This window comes from Peribacillus sp. NJ11, from assembly GCF_030348405.1.
Taxonomy (GTDB): Bacteria; Bacillota; Bacilli; order Bacillales; family DSM-1321; genus Peribacillus.
This window is the reverse complement of the sequence record NZ_JAUCFO010000001.1, coordinates 3,546,782-3,566,465: the sequence shown is the minus strand read 5'-3', so window position 1 is coordinate 3,566,465 and position 19,684 is coordinate 3,546,782. Positions and strand designations below refer to the sequence as shown.

Here is a 19,684-nt window from a genome sequence, read left to right as displayed (position 1 = left end):
CTCTTAAATAGCTTACCTACATCCATATCATGATTGCAGCATAAACTAAAAACAATGCCATCAATATATTAACAATCTTTTTATGCTTCTGTAAAAACTCCTTGAAGATTGCACCAAAAAGTACCCATGTAATAAATGCTAAGAATCCTATAACAGTTATAGCGATAACGCTTATTGTAACCGCAGGCATTGAGACATAATAGGGCATAATATAGGTAGGAATGACAGTCATTGTAAATAGTACTACCTTTGGATTTAAAAACTGCGTAAGAAATCCAGACATAAAGGTACCCGTTTGTTTTACATTTGGTTTTGATGAATCCATTTTGTAAACTTGATAAGCAAGATATAACATATAAAAGCTTCCGATTATCTGCATAACAATTAATATTTTTGGTATGATCGTTGCAAGTATCGTATTTAACATAGCAGAAATAGCAAGTAAGAAACCAAAAGCAATCGTTGCTCCATACGTATATTCCATTGCCTTTTTTGTACCAGAGTTATGCACGGTGGATAATATGACTATATTAGTAGGTCCTGGTGTAAATGTAACAATAAAACAGTAAAATACAAAAGATGTAATATTCATGAGGTAAACTCCTTTCAAGATATCCTCATGTAATTGTACATCCTAACTTTATAAGCATATAGTATGTTATTGCAGGGTTATATATTGCTTCTGTAAAGATAAATCTACAAATTCAGGGTGCGGATACGTCAAAACCCTGACTTCCTTACGTAAGCAGGAAACCAGGGTCTTTTTACGTCAATTTACAACCATCAAACTTTAATCTGAAAGTATTTTTGTTGCAGCCTTTCTTTACATAATGGGGGATTGTCTAAATAGTTGATTTGAAGATAAAAATTTTCTTGTGATATTGCAAAATTTTAAAATTCCATTTTCTAATTCACTATCCGATAAATAGGAAAAGTTTAACCTTAAATGATGGTTTTCAGGTTCCCCTGCGAAACAAGCTGAACCAGGTAGAAAGTAAATATTCTCTTTTTGACATTCGATTAATAAATGGTTCGTGTTCCACTCTGATGGAATGGATACCCATATATTTAATCCCCCTGTTGGTTCAATCCATTGAACTTCATTCGGCATATGGGAATTGAAGAGTTCTATAACTTTATCCCTTCTTAATTTCAAAGCAAATCTCAGCTTTTCCATATGGTCCTCCATCCTTTTCGAATGAAAAAATGGGAGAATTGCCTTTTGTGTTAATAATGGACTACCAAGGTCCGTATTCACTTTAGATGCCACTAAACGATTAAACAGAGTGCCATTTGCGGTCAGTAGTCCTATCCGGCAACCAGGAACCAATGTCTTGCTTAGCCCCTTTAGATAAATGACGAAACCGTTTTTATCAAGACTCTTTATAGGTGATGGAGGTTTCTTGTCAAAAAATATCTCACTCCAGGGTTCGTCTTCTACAATGATTATTTGATTTTCTTGGGCAAATATTAATAATTGCTCCCTTCTTTTTCGACTTAAAACCCTTCCAGTTGGATTCTGAAAGTTAGGGATGGTATATATCATTTTGGGTTTATATATTTCGCAAACTCTTTGTAAAAGGTCCATTCTCATTCCTTCTTTATCTAATGGAACAGGAATAATAGTAGCCCCACGAGCACGAAATGTATCAATGGCATTGGGATAAGTGGGTGCTTCTGTAACCACAACATCACCTGGTCCTATAAAAGTTTTCGCCACCAAATCTATTCCTTGTTGAGTTCCATTAGTTACCAATATATCTTTATGGTCAATATTTAAATCTTGTTTGCGAAGATACTCGCTCATAGCTTTTCTAAGTTCCTCATCCCCTTGTGCAGGTCCATAACTTGATAAAACACTGGGATTTTTTTCTAAATTTGAATGGATTTCTTTCTCCAGATAACGATTCGGAAGTAAAGATGGACAAATCGCTGCAACAGAAAACTGAATACAGTTTTCAAATGATCCATAATGGGTACCAAATTGAGTTCGGGGAAGATAATCTAAAACGGATAATTGCCACTCGAAATTGTTCTTTTTATTATTTTCTTTATCTTCTGATGTAATATTAGCTTTAACAAATGTCCCCTTTCCTTGTATCCGTTCAATTAACTCATTTTTTTCTAACAATGCATACACTCTTACAACTGTAAGTACACTTACCCCTAATTCTTTTGCTAACGCTCTAACGGAAGGCAAACGTTCATCTTCCGATAACCCCCCTGACCTGATTCTATCTGCTATATTCTCATAAATTTGTTGATTAATCGGGATATTGGAGTTCCTGTTTATTTCAATCTTCATAATAAATTCCTCCATCAGCACTGTTTTGAAAGTTAAGTGTTATATGATTAAGTTGACTGTTATACATATATACCCATTAATATAAGGATATTCAAGTATAACACCTGAACATTTCACGTTCAATTTGATTAATCTAGGAGGAAAAAATTATGAAGTATTATGTGGTTGATGCATTTGCAGAAAAGGTCTTTGAGGGAAATCCTGCTGGGGTTTGTGTTTTGAATGAATGGATTTCTGATGACATTATGCAAAAGGTTGCTATTGAAAATAACCTTTCTGAAACGGCATTTGCAGTAAAAGGTGCGGAAAACTATAAACTTAGATGGTTTACACCAGGAGGAGAGATCAACCTTTGTGGTCACGCAACTTTAGCAACTGCTTTTGTCATTATGAACTATGTTGAAAAGCAATTGAAAACCATTCAATTCGATACGATGAGTGGGGTACTCACAGTAAATAGAAAAGATGATTTGTATGAACTTGATTTCCCAACTGTCCCTTCAACGGAGATACCTCTTACTGAACAAATGATTGATGCTTTGGGAACCACACCGATAGAAGCATATCTAAATAGAGATTTGTTATTTGTATTAGAGTCAGAAGAAGCAGTGAAAAATCTAAGTCCTGACTTTTCAAAACTAGAACAGTTGCCAGAGGGTCTTGGAGTTATTGTTACGGCCAAAGGAAATGATTATGATTTTGTTTCAAGAGCATTTTTCCCAAAGTTAAAGGTAAATGAGGACCCAGTATGCGGTTCTGCCCACTGCGGTTTAGTGCCCTTTTGGGCAGAGAAACTAAAGAAACGTGAAATGGTAGCAAGACAGTTATCCAATAGAGGCGGTACACTTTTTTGTAAGCACGAGGACACACGGGTAAAGATGGCTGGAAAAGCAGCACTCTACTTAATAGGGGATATTACTATTGGGTAATGACTATGGAAGATATGAAATATAGTCAAACCAACGTTCTAACCAAACAAATAATAATAGCTTGGCGTTTTTTTCCAAGCTATTATTTTAGCTGCAAATCAACACATATATTTAACAGAGCCTTGTAAAGTTAAATATTTAGAAAGTGATAAGCCTTTAGTTCAATATTTTTATGACAAATTAGAATTTAATGTTGCTGAGGGAAAAGAATTTTCATCGAGTGATTATCACCATATAAAGGATCATGGTTTTACAAATGTAGATTTAGTTACAACTTTAAGTGATTCATTACTCATATCTCTTTTCGGCAAATATGAGTATCTTTTAACTGTATTATGTGATGTGGTTAAGGAGAGTTTAGAAATCGGGATTAGTTATAAAATGATGAAGCAGCAAGGTATCAATGCTTCAGTAAAATATTTAGATAGTTTACTGAATATTGATATTGAAAAATCTAATATCTATAAGAATAATATAGATTGTTGGAGAGTGTTACGTAATATCCTTGCTCATAATTATAGTGTGCCGGATGAAAAACACTACGGTCAATTGGGTAAAATAAATATTCATACAACTATTGAAACAGAAAGAGTTGTTACAAGTATGAATGATTGTATTAGGTTAATTACTGATTTTGAGAGTTTTTATACTATGGTATTTGATAAATTGTTAACTATAGAAAATGAATAAAGCGTGTTCTTATTGTTTCTTATATATCCAGTTGAAAAGCCTAATTTATTTAAATATATATAAGAACAATTAGTTCCCTAAATATAAAACCTGTATCTTAGATTACCGAGTAATCATTGATACAGTCTTTTTTTATACTCCTTCTTGAACTAACGCACCCGTTACTTTAAGAACATTCACCATTTCTCCCAAAGCAAACTAATTACTTATATAAGGAAAACTAGATATAAATTTCAAGCAATTATTATAAGTCTTCCGGATTAATCGGTGTTTTCTCTTCTATTAGTGTAACTTTACTTTTTGATACCCACCCAAGCCATGTATCTCTATCTACTCTAGTCAGATTTAGATTACTTCCCACAAGTAACGAATCTGTGGCCACTTGGTATTGGCTTTCCTTTTCCTTTAAAATTTGGACTTTCTCCTCTTGTATAATTCCATAAGGAACTATACTTACACAATCCAATAATTCGTTAGGCTTCACTATCTTAGAGTAAAATCCACTGTTGTAATTATATTCAAATGTTGCATCTATATTCAATTTATCCTCAGTTATGATTTTCAAATTATTATCCATATCTAATGTTATTTCACACTCAACTCCCTTATATTTTCCATATAAACCTGATTTTAACATTATTTTCCACCTCGAATATTTAATGTGCTTATGCAACTAACCTGCCCCGTTAGTTGCATAAAGAAAAGGCTGCCTTAAAGACAGCTCTAATCTTAAGCTAACGCACTCGTTAGTTTAATAATTCTCTATATAAACTCATATCGGTTTCCAATTTGGATCCTTTATATCGGAATTATTTGGTTTTCTTACGTTTTCCGAAAAATCTAGATCGCTGACACCAAATTTTATAAAGTTTTGTTGTGACTCTCTAAAAGAAATTTTATTTGCACCGTCTTCATCTGGATATTCATATTGGTAATTATCATCTTCCCAAAAACAAATTCTACAAATATCATACGTTCCTGGAGGTTCTTCATCTAATGTTTTATATCCACAACAAGGACAAGTATATTTCATACAATCACCTCGACAATTCTTATGAATTTTACCATGATTTCTTGTTCAACTAAACTCCCTCAATAAACTAAACTCAATCTCACGATTACTCTAGAATTCTTAGGATTTCATAGTCAAATCATTAACCGTTATCTATGTAAGCTCGGCATTACTCCACAAGGAAAGGGATTTATCGAAAAAAGTGTATGCTAAACTAGCTAATTATAGGAAAAAATTAGTTTAAGCAATGTTATGATCGCACTTTTGGATATCCACATGTCTCATGGAGGTCAACCCTCCCATGTCTCACAGAGTCGATGCTCCTACATTCCTTCGTTCAACCTTTCCATGAGGTGGATGTCGGTCATGCTGCCCCACAGGATTTAAGTCCTCACGTTAGTTGCTTTGCCGACTAATCCGTGCTTCACTTTTAAATGAGTGTTAATTAAATGACCGTGTAACCTTAAAATTCAATGAACTATGCGATTGTTTGATGGTCTACAAATGTTGCCATATGAGGGATATCCTTTAACATCTTGTCTTCTTGAAACGTAAATTGTTTTTTACCGATTGAAAACAGAATTCGAATAAGCTTGTTACACAAGGCTATCCCTTTAAAGTTTGCGCTGTTTTTGGATTTCTATCTATTGATTGTTGAAATTATTTCTGTGAAGTAGTATTGGAGAGGTACACTGATAATATTGAGTATTTACAGTGGGAATGGTATTGGAGTTGGATAAGCATGTATGTTTTATTACATATTTCATATAGGATTTTCACTAGACTTAGAGCTTAGAAATAGTGAAAAAATTAAGCACGAGGCGCTGGCCGATAAAAAGAAGAGAGCATCTGTAAACTACACAGCTGCCCTCCTGATTTTCTCCAAGATCCATTATTAATCTCGTAATTCTGTACAATGAAGTATTTAATCTACCGGACGGTCATCAAAATCATAGTCTACCGTGCCAGGAGCTACACGTGCATTTGTTAATGCCGGAGTTTCCGGACGGGCAATTTGATACACACTGGCACCGACAATTTCAGCTGCTTGCTGCAATTTTTCTTTCGATATCTTATCCAGTGTATCTGTAGGCTGGTGATACCAAGGCTCTACAGGGGAATGGATAAACAAGGCGGATGGAATGCCAAGCTCATGGAATGGTTGGTGGTCACTCCTGCCCAGTTGTCCATAAGGAATCGCAACATCCATCGTTCTGGCCCCTGCTGAGGAACCCAGGTCCGTCACAAGGTTTTTCATTCCATCAATGGTATACATAATCAAACCACCTGCAGGATTATCCTCGCCAGCATCACGTCCGCCTATCATATCCATTTGGAAGTGAGCCACCATGCGGTCTACATCCTCTTTGGGAAGGGAATCTGCATAGAAGGATGATCCAACGAGCCCTCTTTCCTCAGATCCGAACGTGAGGAAGCGAATTTCAGTGTCAATTGGCGTTTTGGCCAGGATCCTTGCCAGTTCCAGCACAGCTGATACACCCGAAGCATCATCGTTTGCACCAGGGCCGCCCGGGACAGAATCATGATGGGCTCCAACAGTCACGATTTGACCATTATCCTTATTGGCTTTTGGTTTTAGGGAAGCGATTACATTGTAGGATGTCTTTTCGATTCTTTCAGCTTTTCCCACTTCCAGAGTGGACGTGATTTGTTTAGTTTTAAGCTGTTCGACCAACTCTAACCCTTGGGCTTGGGTAATGGCTACAGCAGGTATATTTTGCCCCGCTGATACTTGTCCGAAATTATTTCCTGATGGTGAGTTGTTGTACATTAAAACGCCAACCGCTCCTTTATTTAGGACATTCTGAACCTTTTCAACAAAGGTAATGTCCCCACGTTCAACTAGTGCAATTTTCCCAGATACATTTTCTCCAACTTCCTCTGGCTTTGCTTTTCCAACATTAACAAGTTCGGCCGTTACCTTCCCGCTGATACTGCCGCTAATGGCACGCGGTGTTCCTCCTAAATCACTGTCACCAATTTTCACTTTTACATTTTGCACCGTATCATAGATGGGAAAAGGCTGAATCTTTGTTTCAAAACCAAGACTCTTAAACTGATTTTCTATGTATTTGACTGCACGGAGCTCCCCTTCTGTACCAGCAGCCCTCGGTTGCTCTGATAGATAGGCAATCGTATTATACATATTGTCCGCACTAATTTTTTTGATAACTTTGTTATCAAAAGCCGTGTCAGACTGAGCATTTGTTGCCCCGTTTGTTTGTGCAAATACTGTACCAGTTGATAGAACCATACCCGCAGCTAATAGTACTGTTAGTGATTTTCTATACATATAATCCCTCCTTCTTCATAATCTTCCTAATTATGTATTTAACTGAATAGTTTGTAAATGAGTCATTAGTCTTTAAATTCCAACTATCAATCGGTGTCTGACACCCGTTCTCTTTGAATCGAACGATTTTTCTCTTTCCCTTTAAAATTCTATATTAATTCATATCATTTAAAACTTTTCAACTCTTTTAAAAGAAGCATTAAAAGATTTTATTCTTTCCGGTATTGGTGATCATTATCATAATGAAAAAATGAAAGTCGGATTGGAGTACATGATTTCAGGGTTAGTAGGCGTGATTTGTATGTGGATTTCAGATCCAGAGCATTTGGTAGTTGAAGAGGTCCTCGAACATTTGAGCGAAATTCATTTTAATAACGTATTGGACTTGTTAAAAAACATTTGATGGCAACAGCTTGGGGGGATACCTTATTGGGGTCCCACCACATGTCTATCAAGCTAAGCATTAGTTATGTAACTACAACCAGCATAACTAGCCATATCATAGGCTGCTGTATAAGCCCTGTGCTTCCTTTTTTTCTAAAAATAGGCATGAAATAAGCGTCCAATTGGGCGTTTTTTTTTTGCTTATGCAGCTGTTTTCATTTTCCTTCTTCGCTCGTATATAACACCCAGAGTATCAAAAACAGTTTTCTTCTCATACTGGGATTTTCGCCCGTTTTTCTCCAAGAGCTTGTACAGACGAAGAAGTATGCTTGTTAATTGCTGAACATCCTGTTGAATAGCTTGATACAGAAGAGGCAGATAGTCTTGTATCATATAGAGCGCTTTGTATTCACTCACCTCCTTTTTGCGCTTTCGCAGGAGTATCTCCCGCATTCGAAACATGCTTGAGGAGCAGATGAGAATACGGATGAGTTGCCCATAGATATGACACTCCATCCGCTCTAATTTCTCACTTTTATCGTTTTGGAGGTAGTTTTGTTTTTTAAGTTGATGGCGATGTGGCGGGACCCCATAAACAGTAAATCTTTTTTCAAAACGGTTAAACTTTATTTCAAATCAACAAAAAACTCAATTTCTCTATTTTAATACAGAGAAATTGAGCTTTTTAGTATTGAAATTTCCATAGCATGCGAAATCCGCATTTTGTTGGCGGTACCCCTGAAGGAATAGGAAAAGCCGATCAACCAAGTTAGGAAAAGGAAAATCGGCTTTTTTCTATAATTGGTTTTTAAGAAAGAACAATTAAAAAAACTGTTTCATCGACCACACTTAAACACCAAATCTTTACTCTCATAGTGTGTATTATTTCCAATCGATTCGTATTCCATCTCTAAAAAACCCGCCATTAGGTCCTTCAGGTCCAATCGTCGCTAACCAAAGGATAGACTCAGCAGCTTGCTTAGGAGTTCTTGGAGCCGATGGTCCACACATATCTGAGCTTACCCATCCCGGATCGGCTGCATTTATTTTGATATCATCATTCAATTCGGCGGCTACCAATCGTGTCAATCCATTTAGGGTAAATTTAGACATCTTATAAGCTCCTATTCCTGGATAGGACATTTCGCTCATCGCCCCATATTCTGAGGAAACATTAATAATTCTCCCATAGCCTTGTTTTTCCATGAGAGGAATAAAGGAAAGGATCACATGGTAAACTCCATAGAAATTAGTTGTCAAAACTACTGGTCAATATATAGTTTCTATTACTGTATAGATTATTTCTATAATTCATTTCCTATAACAAAAACTATAATAAAGAAAAGTATCTAAAACACATAAAAAAAATAAGAAGACTTTCATTGAAGTTTAATTTTAAAATAACTTTAAAAGTGGTGACGAAAATGCAAAAAGTAGTTGGAATTATTGGTGGAATGGGCCCGTTAGCAACTGTTGATTTAATGAATAAAATTATTTCTTATACACCTGCAATGAAGGATCAAGATCATATCCATATCATTGCCGACAACTATTCTCAAATACCTGATCGAACTACAGCAATTTTGGGAAAAGGAACAGATCCTACTCCATATATTATACAATCAGCACAGCGGCTAGAGAACGCTGGTGCAGATTTTCTAGTAATTGCATGTAATACTGCCCACTTTTTCTTTGAATTAGTACAAAAATCCGTTAGTATTCCTATCTTGCATATGCCTTTAGAAACGGCTCGCTTTTTACATGAAAATAGTTTTAAAAAAGTAGGTTTGTTGGCTACAGACGGGACGATCAATACAAAACTGTATCAACATAGTTGTCAAAACTACGATATTGAGGTCTTTGAGCCTGATATAGAAATGCAGAAAGAGGTGATGGATGGAATATATGCTATTAAAGGTAGTAATTTAGAGAAAGGGCTTTTTTGCCTTTCAAAAGTTGCTAATAAATTGATAAAACGAGGAGCAGTAGCTATTATTGCAGGTTGTACAGAAATTCCTCTTGTACTTAAATCGTCGCAAGATATTTGTATCATTGATCCAACAGAAATTTTAGCAAAAACGGTAATTAAAACAGCTAATGAAACAAATAAGAAAATTCAATTGGTATAATTATGAAGACTGGAGAAGACGTGGGGGTTTTCGTCCTTTTACCTTTTAAATGTATAATGTATAGGGAAGTGTTATAGTAAATAAAAATAGGAGCAGTTAAACATGAATATTGAAAATATTGAAGCCTTCATCTATGTTTGTCAAGTGGGTAGTTTCAATAAAGCAGCAGAAGCTCTTTATTTAACTCAACCTTCTGTAACAGCACGGATTAAATCCCTGGAACGTGAAATTAATTTAAAGCTTTTTCATCGAAACGGAAATAAAATTTCTTTAACTGAAAAAGGAGAGTATTTTTTTCCACATGCACAAAAAATACTTCAATCATATCAGGAAGCAAAGTACGGCTTACAACAGGTAAACATCCCATATGAGCTCGTAATTGGGAGTGCTTTGTCAATCTCCAATAACATTCTTCCTAATATTTTGCCAGCTTTCATCTCGGAGTTTAAGGACGTCAGAATAAAAATTATAACAGGCCATTCTAAAGACATTTTGCACAAGGTGATTAATAAAGATGTAGACTTTGGCATTGTACGTACAGAAACTCACCCTCAAGTAGACTCAATACGTCTTTATAATGATCCTATCAGTCTTTTTGTTCCTCGAAATCATGTTTTTTTAAATGAAGAGAGTGTAACAGTAGAAGATGTAAGTAAACAACCACTTATCCTTTTTGATTATGGATCAATGGATTGGCTTACAATTCATCGTCTATTCTTAAGTAAGGGTTTGAATCCAAATATATACTTAGAAGTTGATAATATGGAAACAGCTAAAAATCTTGTACTGCAAGGCGTAGGTATCTGCTTTCTACCTGAGCATTGTGTTAAAAAGGAATTTGAGAATGAAGAGTTATTTCGGGTAGAAATGACACCTCCTGTGAAAACAAATATTAGTATTGATTTTATTTATTTAAAAGGTAAACCTAAATCTGTTTTTATGGATTTCTTAAAAGATAAAATGTTTGAACAACACTAAACCGATTGAGACATCAATCGGTTTAGTGTTGTTTTAATGTAGATATTCATTAATCCATCCATACTAAGCCAATTAATATCTTCTATAACCTTATAGATTTCATCTATAACTTAACTTGCTAAAAAGAAATTATAATGAACTACATTGGATAGTTTAATTTTAAGAAAATTATGATTATTAATTCAAGAATTATCCATTCTTCATCATAATCATTATCTTTTCTAAAGCAAGGGGGCAACCAATAGTCATATCCATGTTAAAGATTTAACTTATTGGAAATTGTTAATAGCTAGTTAAGTGATAAGTTTTATGATGAAAGTCTAAGCTTTATCAAGGAGAAGACAAATGAAAGGGGTTTCAAAAATGAAAAAAATTGGATTAGCTACACAGATATTTATCGGACTTGCTTTAGGTATTATTGTAGGTGCAATTTTCTATGGTAATGAAACAACAATGTCTATTCTTCAACCAATTGGTGATATTTTTCTTCATTTAATCAAAATGATTGTTATTCCAATTGTCGTAGCAGCTCTTGTGGTATCTATAGCTGGTGTAGGTGACATTAAAAAACTAGGAAAACTAGGTGGAAAAACAATTCTTTATTTTGAAATCGTTACTACGATTGCACTCGCTATTGGTCTACTAGCCGCGAATATATTCCATCCAGGTACTGGAATTGATATGGGGAGTCTTGAAAAAAGTAATATCTCCACATATGAAGAAACAGCTAAGTCAAGTGAAAGTGGTAATATTGCTGATAAATTTGTCCATATCATACCAAGTAACATCTTTCAATCGATGGCAGAGGGTGATTTACTGGCAATAGTCTTTTTTTCTGTACTGTTTGGTGTAGGTATTGCAGTTATCGGAGAAAAAGGAAAGCCTGTATTAAATTTCTTTGATGGTGTATTAGAAGCAATGTTCTGGATTACAAACTTAGTTATGAAATTTGCTCCTTTTGGGGTATTTGCATTAATTGGAGTCAATGTAGCAAAGTTCGGAATTGGTTCATTAATACCCCTAGGGAAACTAGTATTGGTCGTATATGCTACAATGTTTTTCTTTGTATTTGTTGTATTAGGGCTAATTGCGAAATTAGCTGGTACAAATATATTTATCCTTATGAGAATTTTAAAGGATGAGTTACTTATAGCTTTTACAACCGCAAGCTCAGAATCTGTATTACCAAGGTTGATGGCAAAAATGGAGAAGTTCGGATGTCCAAAAGCTGTTACCTCTTTCGTTATTCCTACAGGTTACACCTTTAACCTTGATGGATCGTCTATTTATCAAGCAATTGCTGCAGTCTTTATCGCTCAAATGTACGGCATTCATTTATCTATTACAGAGCAGATTACACTTTTACTCGTTTTGATGTTGACTTCCAAGGGAATGGCAGGCGTTACAGGTGCTTCGTTTGTTGTGGTGTTAACAACACTTGGTTCGATGGGACTTCCACTAGAAGGTATGGCCTTTATTGCAGGTATTGATCGTATTTTAGATATGCTTCGTACGTCTGTAAACGTAGTAGGAAACGCATTAGCTACCATTGTAATGTCCAAATGGGAGGGTGAGTTTGATAAAGAAAAGGCTGAACGTTATACAGCAACTATGAAGCAATCTGATGTCGCATAATTAGTTACAGTGGCTTTTAAATAAGGAGGAAGCATCGTGATTAACACTAGTAAAGGAAAAACAACAAAATGTACGAATTGAAAAAGATTTTTTAGGAACAAAAGAAGTTCAGTTTAATTCACGGGATCATGTCCCACTCACCAGTACGTCCTACCTTGGTTACTGATAAAATAGATTCTATTAAAAAAAGGGCAACCAGTAATTTTGAACTGCCCCCAGTTTTCCAAGATGCTTAGCCTTTATGCAATTGTTATCGAAAGATTCCCCTCTTCATTCAGATCAGGGCTGGCATTACCATTGAAACAATACTCACATGATTTGAAAAGACATAACATTATACAAAGTATGTCCCGCAAAGGAAATTGTTTATACAATGCAGTCATAGAAAACTTCTGTGGCTTACTAAAATCTGAATTACTTTATTTACAGAAGTTCAACAGCATTGAGCATTTCAAACAAGAACTAGAAGATTATATCCATTATTACAATCACCGACGAATCAAAGTGAAATTAAAAGGCATGAGCCCAGTAGATTACCGGGTTCATGCCCTCAAGGTTGCCTAATTAAATAAAGTTTGGGTTCACTTCAGTAAACCTTTTCTTATAACATACACGATTCAAAAAAGGTAAGAGCATGTTAGTGCTCTTACCTCCCTTAAATTTTTCCCCAGTTATTCTTCCTTGCTTGCTGCCATATTCATATTCGCTTCAACACTCTCTTGATTGATGGTGGATATTGGTAAATTTCTCTTTCCCGAGAAATTTTCAAGTAAGTCTTTGACATCAATGCCTGAAGACGCCTTTAATGACTCCTGCAATGTTGCCATTAAATCCGTTGCATACCCGGTCACTTTATTAGCCCCTCCACTCACACCGCTTCGGCTCGCTTGATTCGCGTTTCTTTCTCTGCATCGGCGGTTGCTATATCGGCATCCCTTTTCACTTGCGCAATCCTTGGCTTACCAAGCGATTCAAGATATCCGTTCTTATCCCGGACATCTTTATTGGTGAATGATACGATTATGAGTCCCATCTTAGCTAAATCCTGTGAAGCTACCCTCTGTACTTCCTGGGAAAACTTTTCACGATTTTTATAAATTTCCTCAACTGTCATCGAACCAAGGATGGAACGAAGATGTCCCTCCTTGTAACAGAGATATATTACGGGAGAAATTAAAGAATTTATATATGGTATATGGAGTATCCATTAAACCCAAGTGTTGCTGGGAGAAATTAAACCTAAAATTGAATCTTAAAAATATAAATTTGTTATGTATCAATACTGATTAATCCACAGAAGATTTTATTTCGTAAACCATAGTGAAGAAGCACTGAAAAATATAAGAGACTGTCTATTCAAGAAAGGATACTACCATCTACAAAGAATAAAACTATATTTATCAATCCGGAAATGAGGAGCCCTATTTTTTTCAAAACTGAAAAATTACTAACTACAGGAATGCTAAACGACCCTTTAGCTTTCCATATATGAAAAAAGAACCTCTAGTAATATACTAAAGATTCGGGATTAATAAATATATTGTAACTTTAATTAGTTAAATGAAAGTAATTAAGTTAATATATTTCCATAATACGAGATAAACGAATAGAGGAAATCTTTTGATTTTCATCCTTTAAGGAAAGGGTTTGTTCATTAAGGTTAAGTTTATGCAATTGACCCTTACATGTTTTTAATACTCCTTCTTTATAATAAATGATGGTCGTTATGCCCTTTTTTTTCAACGATTTCAAGATCATCTGATTATCTCCTTTCTGTCTATTCAATAATTTATTAAAATTGTATGATACTTGGTGCAATACTATGAAATCAGTTAAGATATGTATATTATACAATGAAAATCGTAAGCGTTTTCATTATTGATGTGAACAATTTGTGAAAGTTTGAACATTAGAATATTTTAGGAAAATCAGAATAGGCTAGGAAATGGTAATATTTTTGGGGGTCACCACCGACCACATTTAAAATTTGTCTTTCTAGATATAAAGTACGCCGGATCCTTTCGAACTCGTCAATTATGCCAAAGAAACAGTCGCTATAGATAGTGTGAAAGTTTATGATTCTGATAGTTCTGTTCTCCAAACCTACTCTCCAGAGGACTTAGCTGAGTTGGGAGTTTTAGCTAGCATTGACCCGTCATCCTCAATGAGTATGAGCATCGACTTTGAAGATGGGAAAGGCCCCATTGTAAACGGCAGTCGGCTTTCTGTTTTCGCTACAATACCAAACGGCAACAACTATGAATATTCAATAGAGTTCACAGAATAAATGTCAAAGCGCTTCAACAAGAAGAAGCAACAGATTGTATATCTGTTGCTTCTTCTTGTATGATTTGGCCCTATTGCTCTTAATGGTCAAATCTTCAATATTATTTATGTTATTTAAATATTTATTTGTCTTTTGCACCAGCTTTTATTTTATGTGATGAACAGTATGAATTACCTTTTACTCTTCCTTGCCTGCTGCCATATTCATGTTCGCTTCGACATTCTCCTGACTTATGGTTGAAAATGGTAAATTTCTCTTTCCCGAGAAATTTTCAAGTAAGTCTTTGACATCAATGCCTGAAGACGCCTTTAATGACTCCTGCAATGTTGCCATTAAATCCGTTGCATATCCAGTTACTTTATTAGCCCCTCCACTCACACCGCTTCCACCGGTATCCACTACAGTAATTTTGTCGATATTACTAAGCGGGCTTGCCACTTGTATTCGGCGGGAATCCCACCCGCTATATGTCACGACCTATGCTCGATCACTCTGACAGGCACCGGATGTTGATCCTAACTAGCAGCCGAATCGATGTAAAATTATCGAAACCAAATCCACCTATTCAACGCTTTAACACAATAACTGGAAACCTCAGCTGAGTGGGGTCCTGACTTCAATTTTGTATTTTGTTTGGGAAGTATAATTTTCGCCTGATAAAAGAAGAATATCTCCAAAATCTTCAAACTCAATCGCTCCTGGAGCAGCTTGGGTTTCAAACGTTATTCCGCCGTGTTGAATTAATTTTTCTCCGTGCATGAGTGGCACACCTTTCACAAAGTTTGCAGTGTAAATGACAACCGCAGGCTCTTCTGTGTATACCTCGACTGTTATTTTCTGGTCAGGACTAATTAATTTGGCTGCAGTTTGATGAAGTCCTGAGCCCGCAAGGAAGAATGGATGATCGATTCCTCGAACCTTTTTAACTTCTGCGTCAATTGCTTCAAAGGTTGATTTTAATTTCTTTGGGGTTCGAAAATCATAAGGCGTGCCAATTGTGCTTCGCTTTTCCCCAGTTACCGTGGTATCGTCATTTACTGGTGCAAATTCTTCAGAAAAGATTTGTAAGAAATGATCATCGATTGGATTGCTGGGATGCCCTGTTAAGTTAAAATAGACGTGATTGGTCGGATTAAAAATTGTGTCTTTATCACTAGTTGCTTGATAGCTGACTGACCAAATATTTAAGTTGTCTAATGTATAAGTCACACTTACTTTCAAATTCCCCGGAAAACCATTCTCGCCATCAGGTGAGTGGGTTGAAAAGATGATCGATGCACTTTCATCCGTCTCCTTCACTTCATAATCCCAGATTTTTTCATCGAATCCAGGGTTGCCACCGTGTAATGTATTTCCTAATTGATTTACAGATGTTTGGTAACGTGATTCACCAATTGAAAATTGGCCATTTTTTATTCTTCCAGCGACTCTTCCTATTGTTGCTCCATAATATGTTTCTTTTTTGTAATCCTCAATCGAGTCAAATCCCAATACGATATTATTACGACCCGTTTCCGTTAGGACGAACAGATTGACGATTCTTGCACCAAAGTTTGTAACTTCTATTCTTACTCCATGATCATTTTCTATAGTAAACAGCAAGACTTCATTTCCAAACGAGCTTTGTGATGTTTTCATTTTTTTCGGCTCCTCCCTATTAAATTCCTTCATATAAATAAAAGCTAAAACACCATTAATTGCACAAAAAGTTCAGCAAACATTTTAATAGTTGAAAAGCCGAAGTAGCAACTTCGGCCTTAAGAAAGGGAGTCATATTAGTAAATCAACATGTTCATGATGTGTATAAATAGATCATAATTACAGAAGTATTTTCCCCTATGACCCCCTGATTTAAAATGCATGCTTAACTCTCCTATTTGTGTATATCTTCTTTGAATTCTGCTCCAAATCTCATAGGTCTAATTTAAGCACTTTTTCCCTTAGCTTGTTTACTTTCTCCAATTTTTTCAATTTCCTCCAAAGTATGACCTCGAGTTTCAGGAACGCATGTCCGGATAAATAAAACACCAAGTAAACAAACAGCACCAAAGATTGCAAAAACAGCTTCTTGAGACATCGAAGCGGTCATGATTGGAAATAGCAATCCAACCAAGAAAGAACCAATCCAGTTAAATGATGAAGCTAATCCTGACGCACGCCCGCGAATTACCAGCGGGAAAATTTCTCCAACTATGACCCAAGTTAAAGGAGCCCACGTGAATGAATAAAGTGCTACATAGATACTTAAAAAGACAACCATCATCATCGGATTTGCATTAGGAATTAATAAATTCAATATTGCCGGCAAAATAAAGGATAGCCCCATAATAGTTCCACCTATTGTTAATAAAGTACGGCGATTAAATTTATCAGCTATCATAAGGAATATTAATGAACCTAGTACGAGAATAACCCCTTGAATAATTGGCCACATCAATACTGAGCTGGCTTCATGCCCTGTTGCTTTTTCCACAATCATAGGAATATAATAAAAAATAGCGTTTGCTCCCTGGAATTGTTGAAACGCAGCAACACCCACACCAGCAATTACTAAATAACGGTATTTATTACTTAAAAGTGTACCCCATGATGCTTTTTGATTTACCTTTGCTTCCTCTTTAACAGTTTCTTGAATTTGTGTTATTTCAGAATCAATTTGTTCTTTGTTAGAGCGAATAAATCCCAACACCTTACGAGCTTCATCAATTTTATTGTTTTTAATTAAAAAACGAGGTGATTCGGGTAACCTTGACACTCCAATAAATAAGATCAAAGCAGGTACGGCAGCCAAACTAAGCATCAATCGCCATGCCATTGTTCCTGGTAAGTCTTTCAATAAATAAGCGACAATGTACGAAAGCAACATTCCAGAGACAATCATTGTTTGATTAATTCCTGACAGACGTCCACGTAAACGTGCTGGCGCCATTTCCGACATATAGGCTGGGACCAATGCAGATGCAGCACCAACAGCCAACCCTAATAAAATCCGGGCAACAATCATAAAAAGGATCCCATTATGAGGGGATATTCCTGCCAAAATGGATCCAACAGCAAAAATGATAGAAGATATTAAAATCATTTTGCGCCGTCCTAAACGATCAGAAAGTTGTCCGGCCAGCGCACCTCCAAATATAGCTCCAAACATCAACGAAGAGGTAATCCAGCCAATAGCACCAGGGTTGTTTTGAAGGTTCCAATCATGTTGCAGAAAAGGCAAAGCACCCGTCATAACGCCGATATCATAACCGAAGAGAATGCCTCCAAAAGCCCCAAAAAAATAAATGAATCCACTTGAGATTTTCTTTTCATTAACCATTAAAATTCCCTCCTCAAGGTTTTGAAATTATATTTCCTTAAAAAATCCCACTACTAAAAATTATTTATTAGGATGAATTCTGTGTCGTTATTCTGCTATTAAAACGCTTTCATCTTTTCCCTGAAAACCACGAACACGCTTACGATTAAAGGGATCATACTAATGGTTACCATTTCCAGTCTACAACTTCTGGATTACCTATTTTTTCCCTCCAAGGAAGCACAGCCTCCTTGGAAGGGAGAGACATTACTTAATAACTACGTATTCCAAGCCAACAAGTTTTGCATAGGTTATGATTTGGTCTGTTGTTAAATTCAATGAAACAACTGTATGGTGACCGCCACCATTCTCAAGCCAAGCTTTCACTCCATCTTGGAAGTTTGGCTTCACTTCCCAAAGTACACGGGCCACTGGAAGGTTTGGTGCTGGAACAGTTGGCTCAAATGCAGAAACTTCATTAATCAATAGTTTATAGTTTGTACCAAAGTCAGCCATGGAAACAACGACACCGTCCCCTGCTTTGCCGTCGAATACTAATCGAGCTGGATCTTCACGATCACCTATGCCTAATGGAGATACGACAATTTTTGGTTTGTTACTTGCTAAAGATGGGTCGACTTCAAGCATATGTGATTGAAGGATTGATTCTTGTCCAGCAGCTAATTCATATGTGTAATCTTCCATAAAGCCAGTTGATTGGTTATGGCTCATCACTTTCAGTAAGCGATCAAGTGCTGCCGTCTTCCAATCTCCTTCACCCGCAAAGCCATATCCCTGTGCCATCAAACGTTGGACGGCAAGACCAGGAAGTTGTTTCATCCCATATAAATCTTCGAAGTTCGTTGTGAAGGCCGTGTAACCACCATCATCAAGGAAACGTTTAAACGCAATTTCATAACTTGCCTGTACCTTTACGCTTTTCTCCCAATCTTCCCTACTGTAGGTACCATAATCAAATTCATAAAGGCCTTCGTATTCTGCAAATAAAGCATCAATTTCTTCATCAGTAACCGCATTTACATATTGAACAAGGTCTCCGATTCCAAAATAATCAACTGTCCACCCAAATTGGATTTGCGCTTCAACCTTATCCCCTTCGGTTACTCCAACGTTACGCATGTTGTCTCCAAAGCGAGCGACCTTAATGTTAAAGCTTTCGTTATAAGCAACCGCTACGTCCATCCATTGTGCAATTTGCTGACGCACTTCAGGGCGCTCCCAATAACCTACAACAACTTTATTTTGTTTTTTCAAACGTGCATTGATAAAACCATATTCACGGTCACCATGAGCGGATTGGTTTAGGTTCATAAAGTCCATATCAATCGTTGCCCAAGGAATACTTTCATTGAATTGTGTAGCTAAATGAAGCAATGGTTTTTGTAATAATTTTGTTCCACGAATCCACATTTTTGCAGGTGAGAAAGTATGCATCCAAGTGATGACACCGGCAACTTCGTTACGATAGTTGACTTCTTTCATGATGCTTGTGATTTTATCTGCACTAACAGCTAAATCTTGCAATACAAGTGGATAAGGTAAAATACCGCTTTCATTTAATGCATCGGTTATCGTTTGTGCATGCGCCTTGACCTCTGCTAACGCTTCTTCCCCATATAGATGTTGTGATCCTACGACAAACCAAAATTCCCTTTTTTCTGTTGTTAACATAATAATCCTCTTTTCTTAATCTAATGGTTTA

General features: G+C 36.2%; 16 protein-coding genes and 4 pseudogenes. 6 read left to right on the top strand and 14 right to left on the bottom strand.

The window, feature by feature from the left end:
- Positions 1–16 precede the first annotated feature (16 nt).
- Both QUF86_RS17650 and pdxR read right to left on the bottom strand, forming a co-directional pair.
- Positions 17–592 (bottom strand): LysE family translocator, encoded by a 576-nt coding sequence (locus QUF86_RS17650; protein ID WP_289316112.1) that lies wholly within the window; start codon positions 590–592, stop codon positions 17–19.
- A gap of 231 nt (positions 593–823) precedes the next feature.
- Complete coding sequence (gene pdxR / locus QUF86_RS17645; protein ID WP_289335042.1) at positions 824–2,305, bottom strand: MocR-like pyridoxine biosynthesis transcription factor PdxR; 1,482 nt, start codon at positions 2,303–2,305, stop codon at positions 824–826.
- A gap of 149 nt (positions 2,306–2,454) precedes the next feature.
- On the opposite strand from pdxR, the gene QUF86_RS17640 reads away from it, so the two are divergent.
- Positions 2,455–3,234: a PhzF family phenazine biosynthesis protein gene (locus tag QUF86_RS17640; RefSeq protein ID WP_289335041.1), complete on the top strand. Its 780-nt coding sequence runs from the start codon at positions 2,455–2,457 to the stop codon at positions 3,232–3,234.
- 381 nt (positions 3,235–3,615) lie between these two features.
- Positions 3,616–3,924, top strand: coding sequence for a hypothetical protein (locus QUF86_RS17635; RefSeq protein WP_289335040.1), 309 nt, complete (start codon positions 3,616–3,618; stop codon positions 3,922–3,924).
- A 244-nt stretch (positions 3,925–4,168) separates the two neighbouring features.
- Here the strand turns inward: QUF86_RS17635 and QUF86_RS17630 are convergent, their stop codons facing one another.
- The 5 genes and pseudogenes from QUF86_RS17630 to QUF86_RS17610 all read right to left on the bottom strand — a co-directional run bounded on the left by QUF86_RS17630 (position 4,169) and on the right by QUF86_RS17610 (position 8,894).
- Positions 4,169–4,561, bottom strand: a complete 393-nt coding sequence (locus QUF86_RS17630) for a hypothetical protein (RefSeq protein WP_289335039.1) — start codon at positions 4,559–4,561, stop codon at positions 4,169–4,171.
- A 135-nt stretch (positions 4,562–4,696) separates the two neighbouring features.
- On the bottom strand, positions 4,697–4,957 hold the full coding sequence (locus QUF86_RS17625; protein WP_289335038.1) for a CPCC family cysteine-rich protein: 261 nt from the start codon (positions 4,955–4,957) through the stop codon (positions 4,697–4,699).
- A 904-nt stretch (positions 4,958–5,861) separates the two neighbouring features.
- The gene (locus QUF86_RS17620) at positions 5,862–7,250 is read right to left on the bottom strand and encodes a M28 family peptidase (RefSeq protein WP_289335037.1); all 1,389 of its coding nucleotides are present in this window, start codon (positions 7,248–7,250) and stop codon (positions 5,862–5,864) included.
- Between the two features lie 585 nt (positions 7,251–7,835).
- Positions 7,836–8,171: pseudogene (locus tag QUF86_RS17615) on the bottom strand (IS4 family transposase); the annotation flags it as partial.
- Positions 8,172–8,516: 345 nt separating this feature from the next.
- Complete coding sequence (locus QUF86_RS17610) at positions 8,517–8,894, bottom strand: SDR family NAD(P)-dependent oxidoreductase (RefSeq protein ID WP_289335035.1); 378 nt, start codon at positions 8,892–8,894, stop codon at positions 8,517–8,519.
- A 164-nt stretch (positions 8,895–9,058) separates the two neighbouring features.
- On the opposite strand from QUF86_RS17610, the gene cuyB reads away from it, so the two are divergent.
- The 4 genes and pseudogenes from cuyB to QUF86_RS17590 all read left to right on the top strand — a co-directional run.
- Positions 9,059–9,763, top strand: a complete 705-nt coding sequence (gene cuyB, locus QUF86_RS17605) for a cysteate racemase (RefSeq protein WP_289335034.1) — start codon at positions 9,059–9,061, stop codon at positions 9,761–9,763.
- A gap of 102 nt (positions 9,764–9,865) precedes the next feature.
- The gene (locus tag QUF86_RS17600) at positions 9,866–10,741 is read left to right on the top strand and encodes a LysR family transcriptional regulator (protein WP_289335033.1); all 876 of its coding nucleotides are present in this window, start codon (positions 9,866–9,868) and stop codon (positions 10,739–10,741) included.
- Positions 10,742–11,104: 363 nt separating this feature from the next.
- The gene (locus QUF86_RS17595) at positions 11,105–12,376 is read left to right on the top strand and encodes a cation:dicarboxylate symporter family transporter (RefSeq protein ID WP_289335032.1); all 1,272 of its coding nucleotides are present in this window, start codon (positions 11,105–11,107) and stop codon (positions 12,374–12,376) included.
- Positions 12,377–12,644: 268 nt separating this feature from the next.
- Positions 12,645–12,940 (top strand): annotated as a pseudogene (locus QUF86_RS17590) (IS3 family transposase); the annotation flags it as partial.
- Positions 12,941–13,047: 107 nt separating this feature from the next.
- Here QUF86_RS17590 and QUF86_RS17585 read toward each other — a convergent pair.
- The 7 genes and pseudogenes from QUF86_RS17585 to araA form a co-directional block, all read right to left on the bottom strand.
- The gene (locus tag QUF86_RS17585; RefSeq protein WP_289335031.1) at positions 13,048–13,227 is read right to left on the bottom strand and encodes a hypothetical protein; all 180 of its coding nucleotides are present in this window, start codon (positions 13,225–13,227) and stop codon (positions 13,048–13,050) included.
- A gap of 23 nt (positions 13,228–13,250) precedes the next feature.
- Positions 13,251–13,520 (bottom strand): annotated as a pseudogene (locus QUF86_RS17580) (flotillin family protein); the annotation flags it as partial.
- 431 nt (positions 13,521–13,951) lie between these two features.
- Positions 13,952–14,134, bottom strand: a complete 183-nt coding sequence (locus QUF86_RS17575) for a YolD-like family protein (protein ID WP_137020992.1) — start codon at positions 14,132–14,134, stop codon at positions 13,952–13,954.
- Positions 14,135–14,840: 706 nt separating this feature from the next.
- Positions 14,841–15,104: pseudogene (locus tag QUF86_RS17570) on the bottom strand (flotillin family protein); the annotation flags it as partial.
- A 153-nt stretch (positions 15,105–15,257) separates the two neighbouring features.
- Positions 15,258–16,301, bottom strand: a complete 1,044-nt coding sequence (locus QUF86_RS17565) for an aldose epimerase family protein (protein WP_289335030.1) — start codon at positions 16,299–16,301, stop codon at positions 15,258–15,260.
- A gap of 286 nt (positions 16,302–16,587) precedes the next feature.
- The gene (locus QUF86_RS17560; RefSeq protein WP_289335029.1) at positions 16,588–17,982 is read right to left on the bottom strand and encodes a sugar porter family MFS transporter; all 1,395 of its coding nucleotides are present in this window, start codon (positions 17,980–17,982) and stop codon (positions 16,588–16,590) included.
- A gap of 246 nt (positions 17,983–18,228) precedes the next feature.
- The gene (gene araA, locus QUF86_RS17555) at positions 18,229–19,653 is read right to left on the bottom strand and encodes an L-arabinose isomerase (protein WP_289335028.1); all 1,425 of its coding nucleotides are present in this window, start codon (positions 19,651–19,653) and stop codon (positions 18,229–18,231) included.
- Positions 19,654–19,684 lie beyond the last annotated feature (31 nt).